Below are 25,659 nucleotides of genomic sequence, written 5' to 3' on the forward strand. Positions count from 1 at the left end.
CATCGCTGGTATGGATCAGCCGACGATGGCGTTCAGCAGCAGGAAGATCACCGCTGACAGCAGTGCGGCAGCCGGCACGGTAATCACCCAGGCGGCCACGATGGTCATAAAGTGGCTGCGGCGCACCAGCTTGCGGCGGCGGCGTTCTTCGGGGGCGATACGCTTGGCTGCCGGGCGCTCTTCGACGGTCTTCTTCAGGCGGCGCTCCATGTGCCACTCGCGGAAGAAACCGACGCCGAACACAGCCCCCACAGCAATATGGGTGGAGGACACCGGCAGGCCCAGCCAGCTTGCCACAATCACGGTGATGGCGGCAGACAGCGACACGCAAAAGGCGCGCATCGGGTTCAGCTTGGTGATCTGGCTGCCGACCATGCGGATCAGCTTAGGGCCGAACAGGAACAGGCCGAACGAGATGCCGAAGGCGCCGATCACCATCACCCATGTGGGAATGGTGACTTTTGAGGCGAAATCGCCGAACTCGGTGGCGTGCACGATGGCAGCCAGCGGGCCGACTGCGTTGGCCACGTCATTGGCGCCATGGGCAAAGGACAGAAGGGCCGCAGATATCACCAGCGGCAGGCCGAACAGCGCCTTCAGCGACTTGTTGCGGTTCTCCATGCCCTCGGACTGGCGCCTGATCAGCGGCGCGGTGATGACATAGGACAGCGCGCCTGCGCCTGCGCCGATCAGCAGCGCGGTCTGCAGGTCGATCTTGACGATCCGCTTCAGCCCCTTCAGCGCCAGATAGGATGCAAAGGCACCTGCCATGATCCCCACCAGCACCGGCACCCAGCGCCGTGCTGCGGCGATCTTGTCGTCCTGGTAGATGATCTTGGCCTTGATGAAGGCCAGGAACAGCGCCGCAACCACGCCGCCCAGCACCGGCGAGATCACCCAGCTGGCGGCGATCTTGCCCATGGTGGGCCAGTTCACCGCGGCGATGCCTGCAGCAGCCACACCGGCGCCCAGCACACCGCCGACAACCGAATGGGTGGTGGACACCGGCGCGCCGACCCAGGTCGCCAGGTTCACCCACAGTGCCGAAGAAATCAGCGCCGCCATCATCGCCCAGATGAACACGCTGCTGCTGGAAACGGCCGCCGGATCAATGATGCCCTTGGAAATGGTCGAGACCACATCGCCGCCCGCCAGCAGCGCACCCGCACTTTCGGCAATGGCGGCAATCACAATGGCGCCGCCCATGGTCAGCGCATTTGCACCCACCGCCGGCCCCATGTTGTTGGCGACATCATTGGCGCCGATATTGATCGCCATATAGGCGCCAAAGGCGGCGGCCGCGATCACCACCATGTTCATCGCCGAGCTGCCGAAGAAGACACCTGCTGCCAGACCGGCCAGCACGATGAAGGCCAGTGCAATGCCAGGCGCCACCAGCGGGCGGGAGACATAGCTTGTGGCCAGTTCGAGCTGGGAGATCCGGTTCAGATCCTTGTCCAGCGTGTTCCATTGCGTGCGCTGCTCTGCATCGCTCATCGTCGCATTCCTGATTCCGAGGTCTGCGCACGCGCCTAACGCTGCTCCGGTCACGGATCAAGCGTTTGACATAAAAATGTCACATAACTTTTACAATTGACGCAAAAGGTCCTGCAACTGCGGCTCCTGCACCAGGGTTGCGGCCTGTTCCGGGCGCATCCATTGGCGGTTGCGCTCAGCGGATTCGGGGTAGTCGTCGGTCAGTTGCTCCACCTCGGCGGAGAAGATCAGCGTCGTCACCGGTTCCTCGGTGCCGTTGTCGTGGTATTTGGTGTAGTTGTACTCGCCGATCGGTTTTTGCGAGATGCGGGCCGCGCGCACGCCGGCTTCTTCCCAGGCTTCCTGCAGCGCGGAATCCGGCCCGTCCTTGCCCTCGATCGGCCAGCCCTTGGGCAGGATCCAGCGGCCGGTGCCGCGGCTGGTGATCATCAGCACTTCTTTGCCGTCCGCGCCGGCGCGGTAGCACAGCGCGGCGACTTGCAGGCGGTTTGGTCGTTTCAGCATGGGCTTGAGAATTTCTTCCCAGGCGCGGATCAGAGTGCTTGTCATGTCTGCTCAGCCTTTATTGTTGGGTTGGTCCCGTGTTTTGTGTGGAATTGTGGGAAAGTAAGCTTGAAAATGCTGAGTTTCAAGGCCGGGCCTGCAGATATGCCGGCCTGGCGGCAGGCGGTTTGCGCCTGTTCGTGCTCTGCCTGCACCTGCTGCACCGCGAACATTGCCGGCAGCGGGCGGTAATTGCGGGTGCTCCCGCCCGCTGGCCACTGCATCAAAGATGCGTCGCCAGCCGTTGGGCCGGGCAGCGCGCCTGGCGGTGCGCTGCGGGCGCTTATTTGCGGCGTTTCGCGCGCAATGTCGGGTCTTCCCGGGTGGGGTCCTCGGGCCAGGGGTGCCTGGGATACTGCGCACGCATATCCTTACGCACGTCCGCATAGGAGCCTGCCCAGAAACCGGGCAGGTCGCGGGTGATCTGGATCGGGCGCTGGGCCGGCGACAGAAGGGACACTTTCAGCGGCACGCCCCCGACGAACGGGTGGCGGGTGACGCCGAACATCTCCTGCAGGCGGACCGAGATTTCCGGCACCTCACCGTCATAGCTGATCGGGATCTTGCGGCCCAGCGGGGTGGTGAAACTGCCCGGTGCCTCGCAGTCCAGGATCTGCGTCTGCTCCCAGTTGAGGGCAGCGCGCAGCGCAGGCAGCGGGTCAAAACGTTTCCAGTCCTCGGCGCTTTTCACCCCGCCCAGCATCGGCAGCAGCCAATCCTCCAGCGTCTCCGTCAGGCCGGGAAGGGAGAAATCGGGCAGATCATGGCCTTCCGCCCGCACCAGTTCCACCCGCGCCGCCAGCCGTGCCGCAGCCCCTGACAGCCGCAGGCCCACGTCACGCACCCCGTCCAGCATCGCTTGCGCCACCGCGTCCGGCGGCGCATCCTTCCAAATCCGGTCGTCCAGCACCACCGCGCCAAAGCGCTCCTGCTGGCGCGCCACTACCCGGCGGTCGCGCTTGGACCATTCGCAGGTGTCACTCCAGATGATCTGATCCGCAAACAGCTCACGGATTTCGCCTTGCGAGATCTGCGCCGCCATCCTGATCCTGGCTTCGCGCGGGTTGCCGTCGGTGTCCAGCGCCACGATGAACGGCGCTCCGGCCAGCGTGTCGCTGCTTTCAAGGATCGCGCCCTTGCCGCCGGACAGCACAAACCGCGGCGCGTCGCCCTTGCGCCGCTGGCTAACGCGGTCGGGATAGGCCAGCGCAGCCATCATCGCGTGCGACAAGCCGGCATCGCGGCGGCCTGCCTGTTTCTCCAGCCGCCGCGCCTCGTTCTTGATGCGTTCCGCCACCGGGCGGTTCAGCTGGTACGGGCGGCTGCGCCCGAACCCTTTGGGATCCTTCAACGCCTTCAGCCTCAGGGACAGATCGGCAGGTGCGCCGCGCAGCGGGTCGCGCTCGCCGAGCAGTGCCGCCAGCGGCGCGGCGGCAGGACCGGCGGTGAGCAGCATATGGCCAAGACGCGGATGCAACGGCAGGGATGAGAGCGCCTTGCCATGTTCGGTGATCCGGCCCTGCGCATTCAAAGCGCCCAGCATCTGCAGCAGCGCTTGCGCTTCGGCCAACGCGCCGGCAGGCGGCTGGTTCAGGAAAGAGAGGTCCTCCGGCGCCGCGCCCCACAAGGCCAGTTCCAGCGCAAGATCCGTGAGGTCAGCGCTTTCAATCTCGGCCGGCGGGAACCCCATCAGCGCGCCTTCCTCACCCTTGGTCCACAGCCGGTAGCAGATACCTTCGGCGACCCGCCCCGCGCGGCCCTGGCGCTGGGTCGCCTCGGCGCGGGTCACTTTCTCTGTCACCAGCCGCGACATGCCGGAGCCGGGATCGAACCGCGCGCGGCGTGCCTGGCCCATATCCACCACCACCCTGATATCCTGAATGGTCAGCGAGGTCTCGGCAATCGAGGTCGCCAGCACCACTTTGCGCCCGGTCTGCTCAGGCTGAATGGCCGCGCGCTGCTCGGCAAAGGGCAGGGCGCCGAACAGCGGGCGGATATGGCAGTTGCCCGGCAGGCGTTTGGCCAAAGCACCTGCGGCGCGGCGGATTTCACCCTCGCCGGGCAAGAACGCCAGAATGCCGCCGCCGGTCGCCCGGGTCTCTTTCTCGGCCTGCAACACCAGATCGGTCAGCGCGTCCACGCGGCGGGCCTGGGCAGGCAGGGGGCGCTCCAGCCAGCGGGTCTCCACCGGATAGCTGCGCCCCTCAGACGTCACCAACGGCGCGTCCAGCAATGCCGCCACGGGGGCCGCATCCAGGGTTGCCGACATGGCGACAAGGATCAGGTCATCGCGCAGCGCGCCCGCCACCTCCAGGCACAGCGCCAGCCCCAGATCGGCGTTCAGGGAGCGCTCGTGGAATTCATCAAAGATCACCGCGCCGACGCCAGGCAGGTCCGGGTCCGACTGCAGCATTCGCGTCAGGATGCCTTCGGTCACCACCTCGATCCGTGTCGCCTTGGAAACCTTGGCGTCACCGCGCACCCTGTAACCGACGGTCTGGCCGGGTTTCTCCCCCAGCGTCTCCGCCATCCGCTCCGCAGCCGCACGGGCGGCCAGGCGGCGGGGCTCCAGCATCACGATGCGGCCCCGGATCAGCCCGGCCTCCAGCATCGCCAGCGGCACCCGTGTGGTCTTGCCTGCACCGGGCGGCGCCTGCAGCACGGCACGGCCGTGGGCGCGCAGGGCGTCCAGCAGGTCGGGGAGGGCGTCTTCGATCGGCAATCTGGTCATGCCGCCTTATCGCCAAAGGCAGCGGTCAGGTCCAGCGGCCAGTCCGCACGAAGAGAACTTGCGCAAACCGGGGCAAGCGCGGCGGATTTGCCGCCTTTCCTGCCGCGTCTGCTGATGTAGGTTGTGCGGCAAACGGCAGGGACTGGACTTTGCGGGCGGCCTTGCGCCAAGGTCCGCCCATCACGACAGGAAGACGCGCATGGATACCGAACAGCTGAAGCAAAAGATCCTCGATGGCGACCGGCGGGGGCTGGCCCGCGCCATAACCCTGGTGGAAAGCGGCCGCGCGGATCACCGTGCCAAGGCGCAGGAACTGCTGTCGGAGCTGGCAAAACACAAGCGCCAGTCGCTGCGCATCGGCCTTTCGGGCACGCCTGGTGTGGGCAAATCCACCTTCATCGAAAGCTTCGGGATGATGCTGACCGGGCTGGGCCTGCGGGTTGCGGTGCTGGCGGTGGATCCCAGCTCCGCCCGTTCCGGCGGGTCCATTCTGGGCGACAAGACCCGGATGGAACGCCTCAGCCGCGACAAAAACGCCTTTATCCGCCCGTCCCCCAGCCAAAGCCATCTGGGCGGCGTTGCCCGCCGCTCGCGCGAGGCGGTGGCGTTATGCGAGGCGGCGGGGTTCGACGTGGTGCTGATCGAAACTGTCGGCGTCGGCCAGTCGGAAACCGTGGTGGCCGAGATGTCCGACCTGTTCCTCTTACTGCTGGCGCCTGCGGGCGGTGATGAGCTGCAGGGAGTGAAGCGCGGCATCATGGAAATGGCCGACCTCATTCTGGTCAACAAGGCCGACGGACCCCTGAAACCTGTCGCGACCCGCACCTGCGCGGACTACGCCGGTGCCCTGCGCCTGTTGCGCAAGCGCCCGCAGGATCCCGAGGGCTACCCCAAGGCGCTGATGGTCTCGGCCGTCGAAGAACACGGGCTGGAACAGGCCTGGGAGGAGATGCAGGCGCTCACTGCCTGGCGCCGGGACAACGGCCATTGGGAGCGGCGGCGCGCGGATCAATCCTGTTATTGGTTCGATCAGGAAGTGCGCCAGGCGCTGCTGGCGCGGCTGCATACCGCCAGTGCCCAATCCGCTATGGCAGAGCTGTCCGGCCAGGTGGCCAAGGGTGCGCTGACTCCTGCGGCGGCGGCGCAGCAGATGCTGCAGGACCATCTGAAGGGCTGACCGCCATGCAGGAAGCCCGGGTCTTTGACGGTGATAAGCTGCGCGCCTCGCTGTTCAACGCGGGGGCTGAACGCCTGTTTGTGACCTTCCGCCAGCGGGTTGCTGTGGCGGGCGGATTCGAAGCCCGCGGCCCGGTCAAGAACATGACGCAGCACGGCTATGCCCACCTGCATATCCAGCCCCGCAACAACGACTGGTATGTGAACAGCGAAACCCAGGCGCTGTCCCGCAGCCTGAAAGATCTGACCAAGGGCTATAAGGATGTGTCCGCAATGGGGTTCTCCATGGGCGGCTACGGCGCCTTGCGGTTTTCCTCGGCTCTGCGCCTGAACCGGCTGATCGCCGTCTCCCCGCAATACACCATAGCGCAGGGCGTGGTGCCCCATGACCGCCGCCGCAAAGAGGCTGCGGCCTTTGATGACGCGCTGGGCGATCTGGTCCGTTTTGGCCGCCACGGCGTTCGGGGCATGGTTCTGTTCGACCCGTTCCGCAAGATGGACCTGAACCACGCGCTGTATATCCAGGCGGTGTTTCCGAACCTGCAATTGTGCCGCCTGTCCTGCGGCGGCCATCCTGCCAGCCAGGTGATCCGCGAGGGCGGCAGTTTCTGGGATCTGCAGTCGATGCTGCACACGGGACCGCTGACCGCGGCGCGGGTTCTGGACCTGCACCGGGAGCGCCGCAGGCGTTCGCAGACCTATTGGCAGCGCTTAGCGCGGGTTGCGCGCCAGCGCGGCAGGCCGCAGCTTGGGGCCGCTGCGGACGCCCGGCTTGAAGGGCTTGCAGGCGAACAGGAAAACGGGCAGTAAGCCCCTCAAGAAAGCTGAGTTGAATCACTTGACGCTGTTGCTGGTTGATCGTATGAGCAGCGGACCAGTTTTCGGGCGCAGCCAATGGCAGCGCCCCTTGTGATTTGGTCCGGAGCTGCTCCGGACTTCCAGAAACGAAGGATGATGATATGTCGCGCCGTTGCGAACTGACCGGAAAAGGCCCGATGACTGGCAACAATGTCAGCCACGCGAAAAACAGAACCCGCCGCCGGTTTCTGCCGAACCTGAATGATGTGACCCTGCAGTCCGAGACCCTGGGCCGCGGCGTCAAGCTGAAGATCTCCGCAGCTGCGCTGCGCTCGGTTGATCACCGTGGCGGCCTGGACGCCTTCCTGGCAAAAGCCAAGAACGAAGAGCTGTCCGACAACGCACTGAAAGTGAAAAAAGAGATCGCCAAGGCACAAGCCGCCCAGGCCTGATAGACTTGGCTTGATCGAACTGGCCTGATCCTTTCACTGGATTACAGTTACAGACACCGCGCATGAGCAATCATGCGCGGTGTTTGCGTTCGCGCAATCTGCCGCGGCAAAGCCCCTTGCAGCGTGGGTGCCGCACAGGCATATCTTCTGGTGATGAAACACTTTTCATGCATTTACTTAGGCCTGTTCCTGGTCTTTGCGGTCGCTCTGACTGCGCATAGCGCCGCCGCGCGGCAAGGCGCGCGGGATGCGGTCGGGCAGATAGTGATCTGCACCGGCATGGGGCCGGAAGTTATCTATGTGGACAGCGAAGGCCAGCCGGTCCAGCCGCCGCACAGCTGCCCCGATTGCGTGATGCATCTGCTGGACGCCGTGGCGCCGCCTGCCGGTTTTCCGGTACCCGGGCAGTTGGTGGGCCGCCTGGATGCGGTTTCGGAAAATGCTGCTATCGGCAGCTATTGCGAGCCAAGTGCCACAGCCCGTTCGCCGCCTGCGGCTTGACCGCAGAAAAGCATTACACCCGAAATTCAATCACTTGCTTATGAGGAGACAGACAATGTCCCTGAAATCCGTATTCCTTGCCGCCGCTGCAGCGGCCGCTCTGGCCGGGCCCGCCTTTGCTGACGGCGCCCACAAGATTATGGTCCATGACCAATACGCGCGGGTGTCCTCGCCCACCGCCAAGGCCGGTGCGGCCTTCATGGAGATCATGAACCAGACCCATGCAGATGACCGGCTGATTGATGTCCGCTCGGATGTGGCCGCCAGGGTGCAGCTGCACACCCACAAGGAAGATGAAAACGGCGTCATGAAGATGATGCATGTTGAAGAGGGCTTTGCCATTGCCGAGGGCGATACCCATATGCTGAAGCGCGGCGGCGACCACATCATGTTCATGGGGCTGAACCAGGCGCTGAACCACGGCGATGTGGTCAAAGTCACGCTGGTGTTCGAAACCGCAGGCGAGGTCGAAATCGAAGTGCCGGTGGATCTGGAGCGCAAGGCCGAAGGCCACGGCGGCCACTCGAACTGACCAGGCACGATAGGGTAGGGCGGGCGCGGCGTCAGGCTGCGCTGCAGCCCTCCTTCGCGCCCAAAGCCCGCCGCTTGGCGGGCTTTTTGGTGTCCAGGATCAGCCCAGCAGCTCTGCCACCCAGGCCGGAACGGTTTCGCTGGCCGGGCCAAAGCGGCGCTCGGCAAAGCGGGAGGCGGTGGCTGAAGGCTCCAGGTTCAGCTCCACCGTATGGGCGCCCGCCAGATACGCCTCATCGACAAAGGCCGCCGCCGGGTAGACCTCGCCCGAAGTGCCAATGGCGGCAAACACATCCGCCGCCGCCAGATGCGCAAAGATCTCTTCCATGAAATAGGGGATCTCTCCGAACCAGACCACATCCGGCCTGCCTGCAGGGGCAGCGCAGGCAGGGCAGGGCTGGCCTGTTTGCATTACCAGCGGTGCTGTCCAGTTATGGCCGCAAGCGGCACACAGGGCGCCTGCCAGCGTGCCGTGCATATGCAGCACCTCCGCCGCGCCGCCGGCCACGTGCAGCCCGTCCACATTCTGGGTGACAATGACCACCTCGCCCGCATGTTCAGCCTGCAGCCGCGCCAGCGCCTGATGCGCCGCATTGGGCCGGGCCTCAGCCGCCTGGGCGCGGCGGGCGTTGTAAAAGCGATGCACCAGATCCGGGTTGCGGGCAAAACCTTCGGGCGTTGCCACATCCTCGATCCGGTGCTGCGCCCACAGGCCCCCTTCGTCGCGGAAAGTACCCAGCCCGCTTTCGGCGGAAATCCCGGCACCGGTCAGGATGACAATCTTCTGCGCGCTCTTTCCCATCGCCCCGGAACCTCATATCACTGCCCCTGTTCAGCAGGAGCCATGTCCCAATGCCTACCCGTATTCTGTTTGTCTGCCTAGGAAACATCTGCCGCTCCCCGGCGGCCGAGGGCGTGTTCCGCGCGCTCTGCCCCGCAGCGGAGACTGACAGCGCCGGCACCGCCTCCTATCACGCGGGCGAGCCGCCATATGGCCCGATGCAGGCGGCGGCGAGGGCGCGGGGGCTGGATATCTCGGACCTGCGCGCACGCCAGTTCCGGCGGGATGATTTCGCAGCCTTCGATCTGATTATCGCAATGGATGCCAGCAATCTGGAGAATATCGAGGCCCTGCGTCCGGCAGACAATGAAACACCGGTGCGCCTGTTCACGGACTACGCGCCGGAAACCGGCGCCGACCATGTGCCCGACCCTTACTATACCCGCGATTTCGACGGTTGCCTGGATCTGATCGAGCAGGCCGCCAACGGCCTCAGGGCGGCGCTCTGACTTAATCGGCGATCACCCGGAAGCCGCCTGCCAGGAACGGCAGCTGCTGCACCGCCGGATCGATCATCTGGGTCTGCACCAGGCGGCGCAGGGTTTCCGCCACGTCACGCGGCACCCGGTCGGCCCAATCGGCAGCGGTGAACAGCGAGATCGTCCGCGACATCTCGCCAAAGGGCAGCGGAAAGGCGTCGATCTGATCGTGGAAGCGCGCCGCCCGCATATAGCCCAGCGGGGTGGTGACCGCCCAGCCGATCCGCCGTGCCACCATCGCCATCAGTGCCAGATGCGAGCCGACCTCAAAGCGGTCCTCGAACTCCAGCTTCTGGCGCACCAGCAGCCCCTCGATCTGCTGCGAGATCAGCTGCTCGCGCGCGTAGCGCAGGAACGGTAAATCCTGCAGCTGCTCCGCCGCCTGCGCCGCATCGGACAAGGCGCCGCGCGGCGCCACCAGGATGAAAGGATCGCGCACCAGCGGGTATTCCACCAGCCCCTCGTGCAGCCCGCCGGCGGTGGCGGCAACCGCGATATGCAGCTCTCGGGCCTCCATCGCCTGCACGATGTCATGGCTGGAGGCGGTGATCATCTTGAACCGGCATTGGGTCAGGCTGTCCGCAAGGATGGTCGCCAGCCGCGGCGTCAGGTCATTGTCGAAATCATCAATCAGACCGATCGACAACGCCTGTAAGTGGCTGAGATCCATCACCGTCAGCTCGCTCTGCGCCAGCCGCAGTTCCGACAGCACCGCCTCGGTCCGGGCCAGGAAACTGCGCCCTGCGGCGGTCAGCACCATCGGGCGGCGGCCGTGGTCGATCAATTCGCTGTCCAGCGCCTTTTCCAGATTGCGCATCTGCTGGCTGACCGCGGGCTGGCTGAGACCGGTGATTTCCGCCGCTTGCGCCACCGAACCAGTCTTGGCCAGCGCCTCGAACACTTCCAGCCCGCGCAGGGTAACACCTTTGATCAACATGCAATCGCTCCAATACCTTAGGCCGTTTGTTCCGCGTTGCAGCTGCCTGGTCAAGGGGGGCAAAGCGGCAGCCTTTCCCCCTTGCGAAAATGCCGCAGCGCAGATGCATCAAAACAGGCAAAGGCGCCCGCGGGGCGCCTTTGCATTGCCGTGCGGCTTAGGAATGAAGAGAGCGGGCTCAGCCGCAGCTGCGCGCCGCGTGATCGCCAAAGGCCTTGTAGCGCAGCCACAGCCGTTCGTCAGTCCGGCTGGAGGACTGGCGCACCACCTGCGCCTGATGCGGATCGCCAAACCATTTCGAGACGGTCTTGCGCTCGGCCCGTGTCAGGCTGCGGTTGGCCACTTTCTGGATGCAGCTGCACAACCCGGGCGAGGCCGCGGTGCGGTCCGATTGGCGGCAGGCGCGCTCAATCGCGCCGGCTTCAGCGCCGGCGGGCGCCAATGCGGTGAGGAACCCGGCGCAAAGCGCGGCGGTCAGGAGGAATTTCATCTGGCTCGTGCCCCGTTTTTTGACAAGCGGGTCTGCTGCCCGCGGAATTACCCGCAGTATGCCAAAAGCCAAAGCGTGTTTCAATCATGGTAAACGGAGTGCTGAGAGGTTCGGAGCGCCGTTGTCTGCGGCGCCCCGGGCGGTGTCCTGTCTCAGGCCTGGTTCGGCCCGCGCAGGGCGCGGATTGCCTGGCGCACGGCTTTCCAGTCCGCCGCCTCGTCGTCCTTGCCGGCTTCTTCGCAGGCGCGCATCTTCTGCGCGGCCTCCAGCTCGGCCTTGTCGCCATGCGCGCTGTAGAGCGCGCGGGCATACTCGGTCGCTTTGATTGCATCCATGCGGGTCGTCCTCCTTTGCTGTGTTTCCCGCCAGAGGGGCGCGCGTTTCGCGGAATGAGGTGAGTATAGCGCATTTTGGCCCCGTGCGCAGGGAGAGCGGAGAATTTGAGGCGTTTGGAGTGCGGAGAGGGAAGCGCCTGTCATCAAGTTAGCGCAGCCGGGCATAACAGAACAAGGAGGGCCGCGCCCGGTCCGAGGGTGGGTGCATAGCGCCCTCCCGTGGGGGCGGATCGGACGCTGCCCGGCGTGCCGCCGGGCAGGAGATTGATTTAGAGGACGCCGAGCAAACGCAGGCCCAGCGAAACCAATTTGACCAGCAATTCGGAGACGGCATACGCTGCCAGCCCCATAGTGGCTATGCGATGCACTTTGCCGTCATGTGCAGCGTTCAGCTTTTCCCAAAGCGGCGCCATCTTCGAACTTCTGCTGAAAATCCGTGTCGCAGCATCCGCGCCCGGCAGTTTTGGCGCGCCGTTGGGCAGCGGCAGCAGTGCATCGTTGATCAGCTCAGGAATGTCCTGTTCGAAATCTTCCGCCAGTTCCGGCTCGCTGATGGCCGCCAGCACAGGCAGTGCCTTTTCCAGCAACTGTTTGTCTTCGGGCGTAAGCGCCTTGAACGCCTGCTGGGCAAGCTGATCGCGGTTGGCGGTCACCTCCGGGTGATTGGCCCGGATGCCGCGCACGCTTTCCTCCACCGCGTTCAGCAGGGCGAGGTTGTCCTCATTGTCCGGCAATTCGCGGCTGTCATGCAACTGCCCGCGCAGGCTGCCCGCCACCCGGGTCAGGGTCAGCTCTGCATTCTGCGGGTCGTCTTTGTATTTGGTCAGCACCCGATTGAGTTTACGCACATCGCCCGAGCGTTCCGCCAGCCCGTTATGGCCGCCAAGGCAATCCTCCAGCGCGTCGCTGATCTGCGACAGCAGGGCGGACATATAGGGCGCGTTCTCGACCGCGATCGGCACCGCGCGGAACTTGCCGGTCTCCGGGTTCAGCTCGATGGCCTCCGCCATCGGCAGCTTTTCAGAGAGCATCTCTGCCTTGATGCGCTCGATTTCGGTGGCGATGGCTTCCGGGCCTGCATCCCAGATTGGATCGTCGATCAACGCGACCCGGCGTTGGAGGTCCCAGTCGAGCGGTTTGCCGTCGAGGAAACCCTGGTACCAGTCGCGCCAGAAGGACCAGCAGTCGTGCGACAGTTTTTCTTGCCAGTTCAATGTCCCAAATGAACTTGTAAGCTTTCGATTGAAAAGCTGCTTTGGCTTGTCGGGAAGCCGCTCTAGCTCTTGCCTGACCCGTTGAACTTCACGCAGGTAAGACGCAGCTGCAAAAAATGAAAAGTAGTGGGCAAGGATATCAGCCGTCGACGGTTCGGAAGTGTGTGCAGAAAGCCGTAGAGCAATGTCTTCCGCTAAAATTGTGACGTTGCCGTTCGGTAGCCAAATGCCCAGTCGCTTTGAAGTTTCCTTCACCTGGGCAATTGCCGTTTCGACAGAAGACGCCAAAGTCAGGTCAGTTAAAGCGTTTAGGCAACAGCATTGCGTGATGAGGCTGCGAAGATGCGATAAAAAGTACATGTTGGCTTCAGCGCCTTCGTCTGGGGAAGGCAGCCCAGCGGCTAATAGCGGCAACGCGCTGAGCGCCGTGCGAACTAGAAGCACGTTTTGGAATGATTCAGCGGCGTGTGTATCGAGCTCGGCGGTTAGTAGCTGAAACAATGTCTCTAGCTCGTTGCTAGACTGGTCGTCCGTTTCCATTCAATCCACCTTGACCAAACCCCGAATCCAAATCATATCCCCTTGCATGACAGAGCTCGCCAAAATCCGCAATTTCTCCATCGTCGCCCACATCGACCATGGCAAATCCACCCTCGCCGACCGGCTCATCCAGGAGACCGGCACGGTGAAGGACCGCGATATGAAGGAACAGCTGCTCGACTCGATGGATATCGAGCGCGAGCGCGGGATCACCATCAAGGCCAACACCGTCCGCATCGACTATACCGCCGATGACGGCGACACCTATGTGCTGAACCTGATCGACACCCCCGGCCACGTCGACTTTGCCTATGAGGTCTCCCGCTCGATGCGCGCGGTCGAAGGCTCGCTCTTGGTGGTCGACAGCTCGCAAGGGGTCGAGGCGCAGACCCTGGCCAATGTCTATCACGCGATGGAGGCCGACCACGAGATCGTGCCGGTGCTGAACAAGATCGACCTGCCGGCCTCCGACTGCGACCGGGTAGCGGAACAGATCGAGGATGTGATCGGCATCGATGCTTCGGGCGCCATTCAGGTCTCGGCCAAAACCGGCCAGGGCATCCGTGAAACGCTGGAAGCCATCGTGCAGCATCTGCCCGCCCCCAAAGGCACCCGCGACGCGCCGCTGAAGGCGATGCTGGTGGACTCGTGGTACGACGCCTATCTGGGCGTGATCGTGCTGGTGCGGGTGATGGACGGCACCCTGAAAAAGGGCATGCGGGTCAAATTCATGTCCAACGACACTCTGCACCATGTGGACCGCATCGGCGTGTTCCGCCCGGAAATGCAGATGATCGACTCTCTGGGCCCCGGCGAGATCGGCTTCCTTACCGCGTCGATCAAACAGGTGCGCGACACCCGCGTCGGCGACACCATCACCAACGACCGCAACGGCACCGAAGACGCGCTGCCGGGTTTTAAACCCGCCCAGCCGGTGGTGTTCTGCGGCCTGTTCCCCGTCGATTCAGCCGAGTTCGAAGACCTGCGCGATGCCATCGACAAGCTGGCCCTGAACGACGCGTCTTTCAGCTTTGAGATGGAAACCTCCGCCGCCCTCGGCTTTGGCTTCCGCTGCGGCTTCCTGGGCCTGTTGCACCTCGAAGTGATCCGCGACCGGATTGAGCGCGAATACAACATCGAGCTGATCACCACCGCGCCAAGTGTGATCTACCATGTCTACATGAAGGACGGCGAGAAGACCGATCTGCACAACCCCGCCGACATGCCTGACATGTCCAAGGTCGACCACATCCAGGAGCCGCGCATCAAGGCGACGATCCTGGTGCCCGACGACTACCTCGGCGATGTGCTGAAACTCTGCCAGGAGCGCCGCGGCATCCAGGAAGACCTGACCTATGCCGGCTCCCGCGCCATGGTGGTCTATGACCTGCCCCTGAACGAGGTGGTGTTCGACTTCTACGACCGTTTGAAATCGGTGACCAAGGGCTATGCCTCCTTTGACTACCAGATGACCGGCTACCGCGAGGATGCGCTGGTCAAAATGTCGGTGCTTGTGAACGACGAGCCGGTGGACGCGCTGTCGATGATGGTGCACCGCGACCGCGCCGAAATGCGCGGCCGGGCGATGTGCGAAAAGCTGAAAGAGCTGATCCCGCGCCACATGTTCAAGATCCCGATCCAGGCGGCCATCGGCGGCAAGGTGATCGCCCGCGAGACCCTCTCGGCCCTGCGTAAGGACGTGACCGCGAAATGCTACGGCGGCGACGCGACGCGGAAGCGCAAGCTGCTGGACAAGCAGAAAGCGGGCAAGAAGAAGATGCGCCAGTTCGGCAAGGTGGATATCCCGCAAGAGGCGTTTATTTCCGCCCTCAAAATGGACAGCTGAGCACCGTCTAGGAAACGCTCCGGGGGAGCGTTTCAGGTGCGAAGGGGCGGAGCCCTGTCAGCCATTCGAGGGCGCGCGGGCGAAAGCGGTTGGCACAGCCAACTGCGTGCCCGCACCCTAGTGTTCTGCGGTGGAAACAACTCTAAATCGATTGCAACACGGGGCCTAGGCCCCGTTTTTTGTTGCGGAGCTTTCCAAAGTCCCGCCCGGCCGAGAGGCCGGGCCGCGCCCGATCCGGCCCCACGGGCGGGCATGGCCCTGCAAAATCAAAGAAGCGGAGGTGGGTGAATGCGGTAGGTGCTGGTAATGGAAAGCCAACACGGCCCGCACTTCCTGGCGTACTAGTAGCCGACAGGCTCTGTTCGAGCTATCATAGATAGCGAACATTAACCCCAGCTTCGCTAAAGAGCTGTTCTGAAATGTTCATGCTTTGGCCAAATTTTTGGTCAGCCTCAGGACGCTTCCTAGTCGCTAATTCAATAATGCCGGATTGGATAATAGCGCGGGAACAGTCCGCGCAGGGGTAGTGATTTGCGTACATTTTTGAGTTTCGAAGGCTTATGCCTGCTCTGGCAGCATTGAAAATTGCATTGCGTTCCGCGTGCTCAAACCAGAAGTATTTTTCGCCGCTGGTTCGGTCGTGTCGGTTTTCTTCCAGCGCTGAAACGCCACGCGGCAAGCCGTTGTAGCCTGTGGACAAGATTGTGTTGCCTTCTCCAACAATAACGCAGCCAACTTTCCGTCCGCGGTCTTCGCTCCATTCAGCGATTGTTTCACATAGCTCCATGAAGCGCTTGTCCCAGATGGCGAGCTTGTTATCAATGGCACTGCCAATGGTAGAACTGAATGGAGAAGTCATGCTAGTCACCGAGAAGCATATTGAAGAGAGAGGGCTCGTTTCTCCTGCCTGGCAGATAAGAACAAAAAACTCCACATGTGATCTTACGATTGGAGAGATTTTTCCAATGGGTATAAGGCCGCAGAACTGGGTCAAGGGAACTAGAGAGTTCACTTTGAAGCCTGGTCACATGGTTTCTGTTGTGACAGCCCAAAAGCTCACTCTTCCTGGCAACGTTACAGGTTTGGCGACGCTGGTGACCAGCCTAACGCAAAAAGGAATTCTGTGTTTGAACGTTGGGGTTGTGGATCCTGGCTATGATGGTCCGTTGAGCGCAATGCTGGTGAATTTTTCAAGTGTAGAACGCGAAATTTCTGTCGACCTGCGTCTGTTCCGTGTTCTGTTCTTTGAACACGCGAACGTATTGAATTTGGAGAAATTCACACAGCATCCAGTGACATATTCATGTGCCATTGATGCGCGAAGCCGACACCAGTTTTCAGAGACATTTCTTAATGTTCAGGGGGTTATGAACCTTGCGCGCAAGGAATCCTGGAAGACCGTTGGAGCGTCTATCTTGTTGAATTGGCTTCCCATTCTGGCGCTATTGGCCGGTGTCGCAGGTGCTGTATTCGGCGGACTTGCATTTTTTAGCCCTAGTTAACTCTTGTTCCGTTTTCCCCCGGTCGCCAGGCCGGGCAGCGCCCGACCCTCCCGTCAAACCGCAGGTTTGCCTCTGGCAAACGGGGAGGAGGCTTCGCACCCGCCCAGGGTCAGGCGCTGCCCTCAGCGTACCAAAACAGCCTGACCACCCCGGCCAAAACCCGCCGAACCCCATGCGCCAAGCTCCGCCGGTTCCGCCCTCCCGCCGCCGCCCAGGCTGAAAACCCGCCGCAAAAATGCTATCCTCCGCCCAGCCAAACTTTCGGAGGATGGCCCCATGACCACCAAAACAGTGAAACTCTCCACTCTGGCCGCGGCGCTGTGCCTGCTGGCGGCGCCGGCGTTTTCCGGCCAGTGCCCGGCGGATATCGCCAAGATCGACGCGGCGATTGCGGCAGGAACTGCCCTCAGCGAGGATGACCTGGCCGATGTTCAGGACATGCGCGACGAGGGCCAGGCATTGCATGACGGCGGCGATCATGCAGCCTCGGTCGCTATTCTGGCTGAAGCCAAGATGATGCTCGGGATCGAGTGACCGCACACCAAAAATGCCCGGCCCCGGAACGCAAAACGGAAGCCGGGCGTTGCTGTCTCATATTCATTGGGCTTACAGCGCGTCCTGCACGTCTTGCGCCGCGCCGCTGATCGCTTGGCCGGCTTTGGAAATGTCGCGCCCCGCGCCCTTGGTGGTCTCGCAGGCGGCCAGCCCCAGCAGCATCAGCGCACACGCAAAAATCCTGATCATCGTCTAAGGCTCCTTATATCTGCCCGGTTCTTTGCCGGGATATCTAGCAAGCCGTCCCGGCGCAGGCCAGCGCTATTGCCGGGGCAGGGCGGTGCCTGCAGCGCGGTTTACCAAAAATTGCAACTTATAAGGTAGTGCAATCCCCGGAAATCGCGAGTATCTTGACCTGGATCAAGGCTGTAGCTTTGACCCCGCGGCACGTTGTGCGAAATTTTAGCTGGAGGGCATGTACTATGGATTTTTCCGCCAGAAAACAAACCCTTGAGGTGCGTCGTATGGCGCTAGCGGGCACCCTGGCGAATGCCGGTCTTGCACCGGACGCCATGCAGATGGGGTCTGCCCGGCGAGCCGGGGCAGGGCATGCCGGCTCTATCGCGTTCCCTGCCAAGGCCGGCCTGGAAGAGCTGCGCCGCATCGATGCCGCTTTGGCCCGTCTGCGCGAGGGGTCGTATGGCTATTGCCGGATTTGCGGCGACAACATCACCGATGACTGGCTGGACCAACGCCCGGCCTCGCCCTTTTGCAAAAGCTGCGCGCTCTGACAGCCGGCGCCTGACCGGACCCGGCGGCTGCGGGACGCGGCGGCGCCCTGTGCAAGCCACAGAATGCTAACCGTAGACAGATCCGGGATCTGCATCAGCCAGGGGGCAGCCGCCCCGCTGGCTGATGCCGGTTCTGCACCGCGCCCGTTGTCCTGCTGCAGCGCTGCACTACTTTAGGACTTCGCGCAAAAGGCCCCGTTGCCGTGCCGGCCGGGATATGTCACAACCTGCCTGACCGACTGAACAAATGAGTTTAGCAGATGCCAGATTTCACTGAGCGCCGCCGCATGATGGTGGACACCCAGATCCGTCCGTCGGATGTCACCAAATACCCGATCATCGAGGCGATGCTGGAAGTCCCGCGGGAACAGTTTGTCCCGGACTCGCAGCGCGAGGCGGCTTATGCGGATCAGAACGTGAAACTGGGCGGCACCCGGGTGCTGATGGAGCCGCGCACCCTGGCCAAGATGCTGGACGCGGTGGATCTGCAGAACGACGAACTGGTGCTCGATGTGGCCTGCGGGCTGGGCTATTCCACCGCTGTGGCCGCCCGGGTGGCGCAGATGGTGATCGGCGTCGAAGAAGATGAGGACATGGCCGCTGACGCGCAGGAGCTTCTGTCTGAAACCGGCGCGGACAATGCGATCGTGCATACCGGTCCGCTGGCGGAAGGTGCTGCCGAACACGGGCCCTACGACGTGATCCTGGTTGAGGGCGGCGCTGAGCAGCTGCCTGCGGGATTGCTGGGCCAGCTCAAGGACGGCGGCCGGATCGCGGCTCTGATGATGACCGGCGCGCTCGGTGAGGTGAAAATCGGCTACAAAAGCGGCGCCCGGATTTCCTGGCGGTTTGCCTTCAATGCCAGCGCCCCGGTACTTCCGGGGTTTGCGGCTGCGCGTGAATTCGCGCTCTGACCCGCAGGGCGCGGCATTGCGTCTCTAGGGATGCTGCCGTTAGATTGAACAAGAGGCCGGGCGCCGTGCAAAGGAGCGCCCGGAGTGCAGATAAAAACCACCGCGGCTGGCGGCGCGGCAAAAGATAAGGCAACCGATGCGAATGAAATTTCCGGCGAGTGTGTTTAAGGCTTTTGTATTTGCCGGCGGTGTGACAGCCACGGCGCTGCTGCCGCTGAAGGCCGCGGCGGACAACCTGTCCGACGCGATGATCGGCGCCTATAAGACCAGCGGTCTGCTGGATCAGAACCGGGCGCTGCTGCGGGCTGCTGATGAGGACGTGGCCATTGCCGTGTCCCGGTTGCGACCGCTGATCCAATGGACACTCACCGCCAGCCATACCTATTCCCGCAGCATCAACCAGTTCGGCAACTTCAACGAGTTCACCAACAACGATCTCGGCACCCAGATTCAGCTGACCCAGCTGCTGTATGACGGCGGCGAAACGCGTTTGCGCAAACAGGCGGCCCAGGAACTGGTGCTCGCGGCGCGCCAGCAGCTGCTCAGTGTTGAACAGTCGGTGCTGATATCCGCCGTTCAGGCCTATGTCGGGGTCCTGCAGGGGCAGGAAAATGTCGCCTTGCGCCGCAACAACCTGCGTCTGCTGCTGGAAGAACTGAAGGCGGCCGAGGACCGGTTTGAAGTGGGCGAGGTGACCCGCACGGACGTCGCCTTGGCTCAAAGCCAGGTGGCGGCGGCCCGCGCCAACCTGACGGATGCCGAGGGAGACCTGCTGACGGCCCGCGCCACCTATCTGCAAATCGTCGGCCACGCGCCTGGCGCGATTGCCGGTCAGCCCCGGCTGCCGTCGCGGGCTGTGTCCATCGACCGGGCGCAGTCCATTGCAGCGCGCAACCAGCCGGACCTGCTGGCGCAGCAGCATGCGGTCAAATCCGCCGACATTCTGGTCCGGGCGGCGGCCAAAGCCTTGGGGCCAAGCGTCAGCTTCCGGGCCACTGCGGGGCTGAGCGAGGATATCAATGACAGCACCGGCACCGACTCGGATGCCTCTGCTTCGGTTACGCTGACCCAAGACCTGTATGCTGGCGGCCGCAACGCGGCGAGCCGGCGGCGGGCCATTGCAAGTGCCGACTCGGAACGCGGTGCTCTGATTAATACCCAGCGCGCCGTGCGCCAGAATGTCAGCTCGGCATATTTCAATGTGGAAACGGCGCGGGCGACCCTGGTGTCCTCCAATGAACGGGTGCGAGCGTCCAAGGTGGCATTTGACGGCATCCGCGAAGAGGCCACCCTGGGGGCACGGACAACGCTGGACGTGCTGCAGGCAGAGCAAGAGTATCTCGATGCGCAGACCGGGGAGGTGAACGCACGCGCCAACCAGGCCATTGCGGCCTATCAGCTGTTGCAGGCGCAGGGTCTGCTCACGGCCGAGCATCTGGGGCTGGCGGTCGAGATTTACGACCCGACGCTTTATTACAACCTGGTTAAGGGTGCGCCTGCACAATACAGCAAGCGCGGCAAGGATCTGGACCGGGTGCTCAAGGCCTTGGGACGTAACTGACAATTCATCCTATCGGTTGTGCGGTGACGGGAAGGCCGCTACACTCTGACTCAAGAGGCAAGAGTGGTTTATAAAATGTCCGACCCAGTTACCCATGCTGAGATCGAAGATGTATTGTCCTCAATCCGCCGCTTGGTGAGTGATGACAGCCGCAGCGGTCCTGCTGCGCCGGAGCCTGCAGCCCGGCTGGTTCTGACACCCGCGCTGCGGGTGCAGGAGGACGGTCCTGACAGTCCCCCGGCATCTGATAATTCTGCAACTGATGATCCTGCAGCGGCAGAACCTGAGGCTGTGCCCGGGAGCTCGGGGCAGGCCGGGGGCGGCTCTGAGGCGGCGGTGTTAGCCGGCCCTTCGGAGGTGGCCGGGGACATCGCGTCGGATCTGGAAGCGGAAGCCCCGATAGCCTTCCGGCACCGCAACAGCGTGGCTGGAACCGCATCGCCCTTGGATAACGGGCAGCCGGAGGTGGAGCAGGACTCTGGTTTGCAGTCCATCCAGCCTGATCCGGGCCAATTTGACACCGGATATTTGGGTGCAGACCGCTTGGATCCGGATCACCTGAGTTCAGGCCCGGATGCAGGATCGAAACACCACCAACCGCAAGGCACGCCCGGTGCCGCGACCGACGCGCCTTGGGGCGACCCCAATGCGACGCTTTTTGCCGCTGCCGCGGATGCGGAGCAGCCAGAGGGCGGCACAGACAGTCTTGCTGTGAAAACTCCAGCGGGCAGTCAGGCCCCGGAAGACAGTCAAGCCATTGAAACCGCCGGCGCCCGCGCCGCGTCAGTCGTGCGCAAAATTGCCGAGCTTGAGGCCCGCAGCGCCCGCGGGCAGGAGCAGGAGCCGCAGCAATGGGAGCCGGACAGCCAGACGGAGGCTCCGTTTGCCAGTACTGTCACCGATACCATCGAATGGCGCGACGAACCGCTTTCAGCCCGCGGTTCCGGGCCGCAAGCCGAGGACGGCGCCTTCGCCGCTGGTGATGCGCCGCCGCAGGAAACGGGTGCAGAAGTATTGCCAGGGCCGGGTGTCAACGACGGCAGCGCGGTTGCGAGGGCTGAAACGGTGGCCGAAGCCGCTGTCGCCGGAGCTGCATTGGAAACTCTGGCCGAGTCCGCTGACGGCTATCTTGACGAGGATGCCCTGCGCGATCTGGTGGCCAGCATCGTGCGCGAGGAATTGCAGGGGCCGCTGGGCGAGCGTATCACCCGCAACGTGCGTAAGCTGGTCCGCCGCGAAATCCACCGCGCGCTGGCCGCGCATGATCTGCTCTAGACCCTGCGGCGGCCTGCTGAGCTTGCCCGCGGATGGGATGACGTTCCCAAAGGCGCATTTTGGTGCGCCTTTTTCTTTGGAGCTGTTGTGCAACCGAAGGGCAGGCCACTCTGGAATGTCGCACTGCATGTGAAAAAGGGGCTGCTCCCGCCCGGCGTACGGCTTTTAGCAAAGCCTTCCGCCCGTTGGGCCCGGCGCCGCGCAGAGCGCGGCGCCGGGCCCAAGACCGCAGACGGGTCTGGCCGTGGCCAGAGCAGGCTGCGGACGCGGGAGGGCTTGCCTTGCCCGATGGTGCCTTAGAACGTCACCGGCCGGGACAGCTCCAGCAGCTGGTCCAGATCCATATAGCGTTCCAGATGGTCTGCCAGCGCATCCAGCGTCTCCTCGACTCCGTCCTCGTATCCCGTTTGGCTTTCATGCCCGAGACTGCCCAGGAAGCTGGCGCGGAAGGCATCCGAGGAAAACAGCCCGTGCAGATAGGACCCTTTCACCCGGCCGTCCGCCGAGGCAGCCCCTTCGGTGCGGCCATCAATGCTGAGCCAGGCGCGGGCGCAATCGGCCCCTTCGGTGCGGCCCATATGGATCTCATAGCCGCTCACCGGCAGATTGCCGTCGCGGGTCACTGCCTCGGTCAGCGTGACACGCTTTTCGCCTGCCATCACCGTATGCACATCCAAGAGGCCCAGTCCCTCGACCTTGCCGGGGCGGCCGTCGACGCCCTCGGGGTCATCAATGGTCTTGCCCAGCATCTGATAGCCTCCGCACAGGCCCAGCACATGGCCGCCGCGGCGGCGATGCGCCAGAATGTCGATGTCCCAGCCTTGCGCGCGCAGATAGGCTAGATCGCCAATGGTCGATTTGCTGCCCGGCAGGATCACCAGATCCGCATCGCCAGGCAGGACGCGGCCCGGCGGCACGATCTCCACCGTCACCTGCGGCTCGGCGGCCAGCGGGTCCAGATCGTCGAAATTCGCCATCCGCTCCAGCTGCGGCACCACCACCTTGCAGGCGCCGCCCTTGTGCGAGGTGATGTCCATCATGTCTTCGGCCGGCAGTTTCCAGGCATCCCAGAACCACGGCACCACCCCCAGGCTGGGCCAGCCGGTGCGCGCGGCAATATCGTCCCGACCGCCGTCAAACAGGCTCAGGTCGCCGCGGAACCGGTTCACCATGAAGCCTGCGACCCGCTCCAGATCTTGCGGCTCCAGCACCGCATGGGTGCCCACAATCTGGGCAATCACCCCGCCGCGGTGGATGTCGCCGGCAATCACCACCGGCACCCCTGCCGCGCAGGCAAAGCCCATATTGGCAATGTCATTCTTGCGCAGGTTGGTCTCAGCCGGTGAGCCCGCGCCCTCGATCAGCACAAGATCGGCGTCCGATGCCAGCCGGCGGTAGCTCTCCAGCGCTGCCTCCAGCAGGCCGGTTTTGTCACGCATGAAAGACCCGGCACCTTGGGTGCCGCGGCGTTTGCCCTGCACGATCACCTGCGCGCCAGTATCGGTTTCCGGTTTCAGCAGCACCGGGTTCATATCGGTGTGCGGCGGCCGTTTTGCGGCGCGCGCCTGCAGGGCCTGCGCCCGGCCAATCTCGCCGCCCTCGGGCGTCACCGCGGCGTTGTTCGACATGTTCTGCGGCTTGAACGGTGCCACCTTCAGCCCGCGCCGCACATAGGCCCGCGCCAGCCCAGCCACGATGAGCGATTTGCCGACATTGCTGCCGGTGCCCTGGATCATGATCGAACGCGCCGGTGTCATCCTGCTGCTCCCTGTCTGCGCCCCGTAACTCACGGGCCTGCATAGCAGCTTAGGCAGCGCCGTCCATGGGCGCTGTGCCGCAAGCGGCCCGCAGCAGGCGTGGCGCGACAGGATGACCTGGCGGAAACCCTGGCGTGCAAAAAGAAAAACGCGCCCCCAAAGGGCGCGCTTTTCGGCAATGCGGGGCAGAGGCCTTTTAGGCGGCTTCTGCCTGCGCAGCGTTGCGGCGTTCGCTTTCTTCACGCGACAGCGCAACCGAGGTCCGCACACCGCGGCCCACGAAGTCCATCAGGCCTTCCACAACCCGTTCGTTCGGGTCGATACCGGCGCAGGACAGCACTTCGCGGCCATCGCGCGAGCGTGCCCAGCGGGCAATCTGTTCCGGGCCATTGCCGTATTTCTTGTCGTCGGCGATGGCATCATCCAGTGCGGCCAGGACAACGGCTGCAAACAGTTTGCGGGCGCGGTTGCCTTGCTCGTTATTATAAGCGGTGCCGTCTACGAAATCTCGCATCTCGTATCCCTTGTTGTTCTTGCTATTGCAATTTTCGGCGTAGCGCTGCTTATGGCGGAATTGTGACGATTCGGATAGAGCGCAGATGCATAGCTTTCATGCAAATTGCGCATACCTTATTCACACAGTCTCCATACCATATCCTTGTCTTGCCAGCGATCAGCCTGCCAGATATAGGGTCTTGCAAGTTTTCAACAACCATCCGAAAGGCATTTTCCCATGCCCAAGATCAACGGTAACGAAATCCGTCCCGGAAACGTCCTGGAACATAATGGCGGTTTGTGGGCAGCGGTGAAGGTCGATCACGTCAAGCCCGGCAAGGGCGGCGCCTTTGCCCAGGTCGAACTGCGCAACCTGCGCAACGGCTCCAAGCTGAATGAACGCTTCCGCTCGGCGGACAAGGTCGAGAAGGTCCGGCTGGAACAAAAGGACCAGCAGTTCCTCTATGAAAGCGACGGCATGCTGGTGTTCATGGACACCGAAACCTATGAGCAGATCGAATTGCCGGCAGAGCTGCTGGGCGACCGCCGCCCGTTCCTGCAGGACGGCATGACCATCGTGGTGGAATTCCATGAATCCGAGGCGCTGAATGCCACCGTGCCGCAGAAAGTGACCTGCCAGATCGTCGAGACCGAGCCGGTCGTCAAAGGCCAGACCGCGGCCAATTCCTTCAAGCCCGCGATCCTGGACAACGGCGTCAAGGTCATGGTGCCGCCGTTTGTCGGCCAGGACGAGATGATCGTCGTCAACACCGAGACCATGGAATATTCCGAACGCGCCTGAGCCGCACCGGAGTTGAGAACAGAAAACCCCGCCGGCGCTGCCCTGAAGCATTCCGGGTTTTGGGGCGCAAAATTGGCCCCTGTCGGGATTTCTCTCGGCAGGGGTTTGATTTTTAACGATAAAACTTGATAAGGATCAAGCGCGTTTGCGGGGGTTTTGTCCCGGAGCAACACATCGCAGAAAAATGGGTTTGAGACTTCGGTTTGCCGGGCTTCGGCCAATGCCTCTCTTGGCGCGTGGAGGCCGTCTTGCCGGAACGAAAGAGGAAAAGGGCTCTCTCGTGGTCAAGTCTATTGCGCAACTCTCGTTGGAGGTAGTGTATCCTCCGGCCGGATCAAAGATCAGCCTCAATACCTGCGCCGGTCCAGATTGCGGCAACTATGGCGTTGAGCCGGATTTCTCCATCCCGGATTTCTCCATCCCGGATTTCTCCATCCCGGTGTTCCAAGGACCGAACGCTGCGCAGCGAAACCTCGCAGCGCCCACCAGAATTCCTGCGCTCGCCAGCGGAGTTGGAAACTGCACGCTCAGCGCTGATGACAGGACCCAACGGGTTTCCCAAGCCTTCGAATACAAGGATGATCCGCGTCACTGGGATGATGGCCGGCAATTTGTTTGCCATCACCAGAAGAGAAACCGCACCTGCGAGATTTCATTCAACCTCCTTTCCAGTTCACACTTCGAGGACGAGTTCGACCGCTTGGAAACACAAAGTGGGAAGATTGAGGGGCCGGTTTGCGGGAATTGCGGCACAAGATACCTGGAGCGCCCGGAGGAGTTCATCTTCAACGGCACTCACGGCAAGACCGCCGCAGGAGGGAACCGAAGAAAATCGAAACCAGCAGCGTTTCGGATCATCCATCACCCCTGCAAAGGAAAGCCTGGAGCGAGGCTGCCGGTTTCTCTCGGTCACCAGAATCAGAAAAATCGACACGGCAATGTTCGCCGCTCCGTGCGCTGGTCAATGACGCCAGCATCGTCGGCTTGCGCAGGTTGCTGGCAGATCCCGGCACTGGAAAGTGGACGTGTCACGGAATTGTTCCGCTCCTTTGACTTGGTATTTTGCCGCAAAGGAGAGACATCATGGCACCGAAACCAACCCCGGAATTCCGCGCCGAAGCAGTGCGCGCAGCGTTGACGAGCGGGCTGCCGCGTA

The 25,659-nt window shown here is 62.9% G+C and carries 27 protein-coding genes; 15 read left to right on the forward strand and 12 right to left on the reverse strand.

Annotated elements, in window-relative coordinates; all coding sequences use genetic code 11:
- Positions 1-15: 15 nt before the first annotated feature.
- The 3 genes from A2I95_RS19965 to hrpB all read right to left on the reverse strand — a co-directional run bounded on the left by A2I95_RS19965 (position 16) and on the right by hrpB (position 4,771).
- Complete coding sequence (locus tag A2I95_RS19965) at positions 16-1,497, reverse strand: inorganic phosphate transporter (RefSeq protein WP_291732516.1); 1,482 nt, start codon at positions 1,495-1,497, stop codon at positions 16-18.
- 90 nt (positions 1,498-1,587) lie between these two features.
- Positions 1,588-2,046 (reverse strand): NUDIX hydrolase, encoded by a 459-nt coding sequence (locus A2I95_RS19970; RefSeq protein WP_291732519.1) that lies wholly within the window; start codon positions 2,044-2,046, stop codon positions 1,588-1,590.
- A gap of 277 nt (positions 2,047-2,323) precedes the next feature.
- Positions 2,324-4,771 (reverse strand): ATP-dependent helicase HrpB, encoded by a 2,448-nt coding sequence (gene hrpB, locus A2I95_RS19975; protein WP_291732521.1) that lies wholly within the window; start codon positions 4,769-4,771, stop codon positions 2,324-2,326.
- A 199-nt stretch (positions 4,772-4,970) separates the two neighbouring features.
- Between hrpB and meaB the strand changes: the two genes are divergently transcribed.
- From meaB to A2I95_RS20000, 5 genes are all read left to right on the forward strand, one after another.
- Complete coding sequence (gene meaB / locus A2I95_RS19980) at positions 4,971-5,948, forward strand: methylmalonyl Co-A mutase-associated GTPase MeaB (RefSeq protein WP_291732523.1); 978 nt, start codon at positions 4,971-4,973, stop codon at positions 5,946-5,948.
- Between the two features lie 5 nt (positions 5,949-5,953).
- On the forward strand, positions 5,954-6,757 hold the full coding sequence (locus A2I95_RS19985) for an alpha/beta hydrolase (RefSeq protein WP_291732525.1): 804 nt from the start codon (positions 5,954-5,956) through the stop codon (positions 6,755-6,757).
- A gap of 149 nt (positions 6,758-6,906) precedes the next feature.
- Positions 6,907-7,197: a 50S ribosomal protein L28 gene (gene rpmB / locus A2I95_RS19990; protein ID WP_024089350.1), complete on the forward strand. Its 291-nt coding sequence runs from the start codon at positions 6,907-6,909 to the stop codon at positions 7,195-7,197.
- A gap of 153 nt (positions 7,198-7,350) precedes the next feature.
- The gene (locus A2I95_RS19995) at positions 7,351-7,698 is read left to right on the forward strand and encodes a hypothetical protein (RefSeq protein WP_291732529.1); all 348 of its coding nucleotides are present in this window, start codon (positions 7,351-7,353) and stop codon (positions 7,696-7,698) included.
- Positions 7,699-7,753: 55 nt separating this feature from the next.
- Positions 7,754-8,230 carry a copper chaperone PCu(A)C gene (locus A2I95_RS20000; RefSeq protein WP_291732532.1) on the forward strand — a complete coding sequence of 159 codons (477 nt, stop codon included), beginning with the start codon at positions 7,754-7,756 and terminating at the stop codon, positions 8,228-8,230.
- Between the two features lie 99 nt (positions 8,231-8,329).
- Here A2I95_RS20000 and A2I95_RS20005 read toward each other — a convergent pair whose 3' ends face one another.
- Complete coding sequence (locus A2I95_RS20005; RefSeq protein WP_291732533.1) at positions 8,330-9,031, reverse strand: NAD-dependent deacylase; 702 nt, start codon at positions 9,029-9,031, stop codon at positions 8,330-8,332.
- A gap of 50 nt (positions 9,032-9,081) precedes the next feature.
- Between A2I95_RS20005 and A2I95_RS20010 the strand changes: the two genes are divergently transcribed.
- A complete protein-coding gene (locus A2I95_RS20010; protein ID WP_291732535.1) occupies positions 9,082-9,519 on the forward strand; it encodes a low molecular weight protein-tyrosine-phosphatase in 438 nt (145 codons plus the stop codon).
- Between the two features lies 1 nt (position 9,520).
- On the opposite strand, the gene A2I95_RS20015 is transcribed toward A2I95_RS20010, so the two are convergent.
- The 4 genes from A2I95_RS20015 to A2I95_RS20030 form a co-directional block, all read right to left on the reverse strand.
- Complete coding sequence (locus A2I95_RS20015) at positions 9,521-10,486, reverse strand: LysR family transcriptional regulator (RefSeq protein ID WP_291732537.1); 966 nt, start codon at positions 10,484-10,486, stop codon at positions 9,521-9,523.
- Positions 10,487-10,664: 178 nt separating this feature from the next.
- Entirely contained in the window at positions 10,665-10,976 is a 312-nt protein-coding gene (locus A2I95_RS20020) for a hypothetical protein (protein WP_291732539.1), read from the reverse strand.
- A 152-nt stretch (positions 10,977-11,128) separates the two neighbouring features.
- On the reverse strand, positions 11,129-11,311 hold the full coding sequence (locus A2I95_RS20025) for a hypothetical protein (protein WP_027258207.1): 183 nt from the start codon (positions 11,309-11,311) through the stop codon (positions 11,129-11,131).
- A gap of 269 nt (positions 11,312-11,580) precedes the next feature.
- On the reverse strand, positions 11,581-13,065 hold the full coding sequence (locus A2I95_RS20030; RefSeq protein ID WP_291732541.1) for a hypothetical protein: 1,485 nt from the start codon (positions 13,063-13,065) through the stop codon (positions 11,581-11,583).
- A gap of 46 nt (positions 13,066-13,111) precedes the next feature.
- On the opposite strand from A2I95_RS20030, the gene lepA reads away from it, so the two are divergent.
- The gene (gene lepA, locus A2I95_RS20035) at positions 13,112-14,911 is read left to right on the forward strand and encodes a translation elongation factor 4 (protein WP_291732543.1); all 1,800 of its coding nucleotides are present in this window, start codon (positions 13,112-13,114) and stop codon (positions 14,909-14,911) included.
- Positions 14,912-15,281: 370 nt separating this feature from the next.
- Here the strand turns inward: lepA and A2I95_RS20040 are convergent, their stop codons facing one another.
- Positions 15,282-15,770 carry a deaminase gene (locus A2I95_RS20040; protein ID WP_291732545.1) on the reverse strand — a complete coding sequence of 163 codons (489 nt, stop codon included), beginning with the start codon at positions 15,768-15,770 and terminating at the stop codon, positions 15,282-15,284.
- Between A2I95_RS20040 and A2I95_RS20045 the strand changes: the two genes are divergently transcribed.
- Together A2I95_RS20045 and A2I95_RS20050 are read left to right on the forward strand one after the other, a co-directional pair.
- A complete protein-coding gene (locus A2I95_RS20045) occupies positions 15,769-16,413 on the forward strand; it encodes a hypothetical protein (RefSeq protein WP_291732546.1) in 645 nt (214 codons plus the stop codon). The genes A2I95_RS20040 and A2I95_RS20045 overlap by 2 nt on opposite strands.
- A 276-nt stretch (positions 16,414-16,689) precedes the next feature.
- Positions 16,690-16,947: a hypothetical protein gene (locus A2I95_RS20050; protein WP_291732548.1), complete on the forward strand. Its 258-nt coding sequence runs from the start codon at positions 16,690-16,692 to the stop codon at positions 16,945-16,947.
- A gap of 72 nt (positions 16,948-17,019) precedes the next feature.
- Here A2I95_RS20050 and A2I95_RS20055 read toward each other — a convergent pair whose 3' ends face one another.
- A complete protein-coding gene (locus A2I95_RS20055) occupies positions 17,020-17,157 on the reverse strand; it encodes an entericidin A/B family lipoprotein (protein WP_084294418.1) in 138 nt (45 codons plus the stop codon).
- 275 nt (positions 17,158-17,432) lie between these two features.
- On the opposite strand from A2I95_RS20055, the gene A2I95_RS20060 reads away from it, so the two are divergent.
- The 4 genes from A2I95_RS20060 (at position 17,433) to A2I95_RS20075 (ending at position 21,449) form a co-directional block, all read left to right on the forward strand.
- The gene (locus tag A2I95_RS20060) at positions 17,433-17,699 is read left to right on the forward strand and encodes a hypothetical protein (RefSeq protein WP_291732551.1); all 267 of its coding nucleotides are present in this window, start codon (positions 17,433-17,435) and stop codon (positions 17,697-17,699) included.
- 260 nt (positions 17,700-17,959) lie between these two features.
- Positions 17,960-18,613, forward strand: coding sequence for a protein-L-isoaspartate O-methyltransferase (locus A2I95_RS20065; RefSeq protein WP_291732553.1), 654 nt, complete (start codon positions 17,960-17,962; stop codon positions 18,611-18,613).
- 136 nt (positions 18,614-18,749) lie between these two features.
- Positions 18,750-20,174, forward strand: coding sequence for a TolC family outer membrane protein (locus tag A2I95_RS20070; RefSeq protein WP_291732555.1), 1,425 nt, complete (start codon positions 18,750-18,752; stop codon positions 20,172-20,174).
- Between the two features lie 75 nt (positions 20,175-20,249).
- Complete coding sequence (locus tag A2I95_RS20075) at positions 20,250-21,449, forward strand: hypothetical protein (protein WP_291732557.1); 1,200 nt, start codon at positions 20,250-20,252, stop codon at positions 21,447-21,449.
- A 296-nt stretch (positions 21,450-21,745) separates the two neighbouring features.
- Here A2I95_RS20075 and A2I95_RS20080 read toward each other — a convergent pair whose 3' ends face one another.
- Both A2I95_RS20080 and A2I95_RS20085 read right to left on the reverse strand, forming a co-directional pair.
- Positions 21,746-23,206: a cobyric acid synthase gene (locus A2I95_RS20080; RefSeq protein WP_291732558.1), complete on the reverse strand. Its 1,461-nt coding sequence runs from the start codon at positions 23,204-23,206 to the stop codon at positions 21,746-21,748.
- Positions 23,207-23,402: 196 nt separating this feature from the next.
- Entirely contained in the window at positions 23,403-23,720 is a 318-nt protein-coding gene (locus A2I95_RS20085; protein WP_008556013.1) for a DUF6280 family protein, read from the reverse strand.
- Positions 23,721-23,939: 219 nt separating this feature from the next.
- On the opposite strand from A2I95_RS20085, the gene efp reads away from it, so the two are divergent.
- Both efp and A2I95_RS20095 read left to right on the forward strand, forming a co-directional pair.
- Entirely contained in the window at positions 23,940-24,503 is a 564-nt protein-coding gene (gene efp, locus A2I95_RS20090) for an elongation factor P (RefSeq protein WP_027258216.1), read from the forward strand.
- 280 nt (positions 24,504-24,783) lie between these two features.
- Entirely contained in the window at positions 24,784-25,641 is an 858-nt protein-coding gene (locus A2I95_RS20095; protein ID WP_291732574.1) for a hypothetical protein, read from the forward strand.
- The last annotated feature ends 18 nt before the right edge of the window (positions 25,642-25,659 follow it).

This window comes from Leisingera sp. F5 (assembly GCF_001593695.1).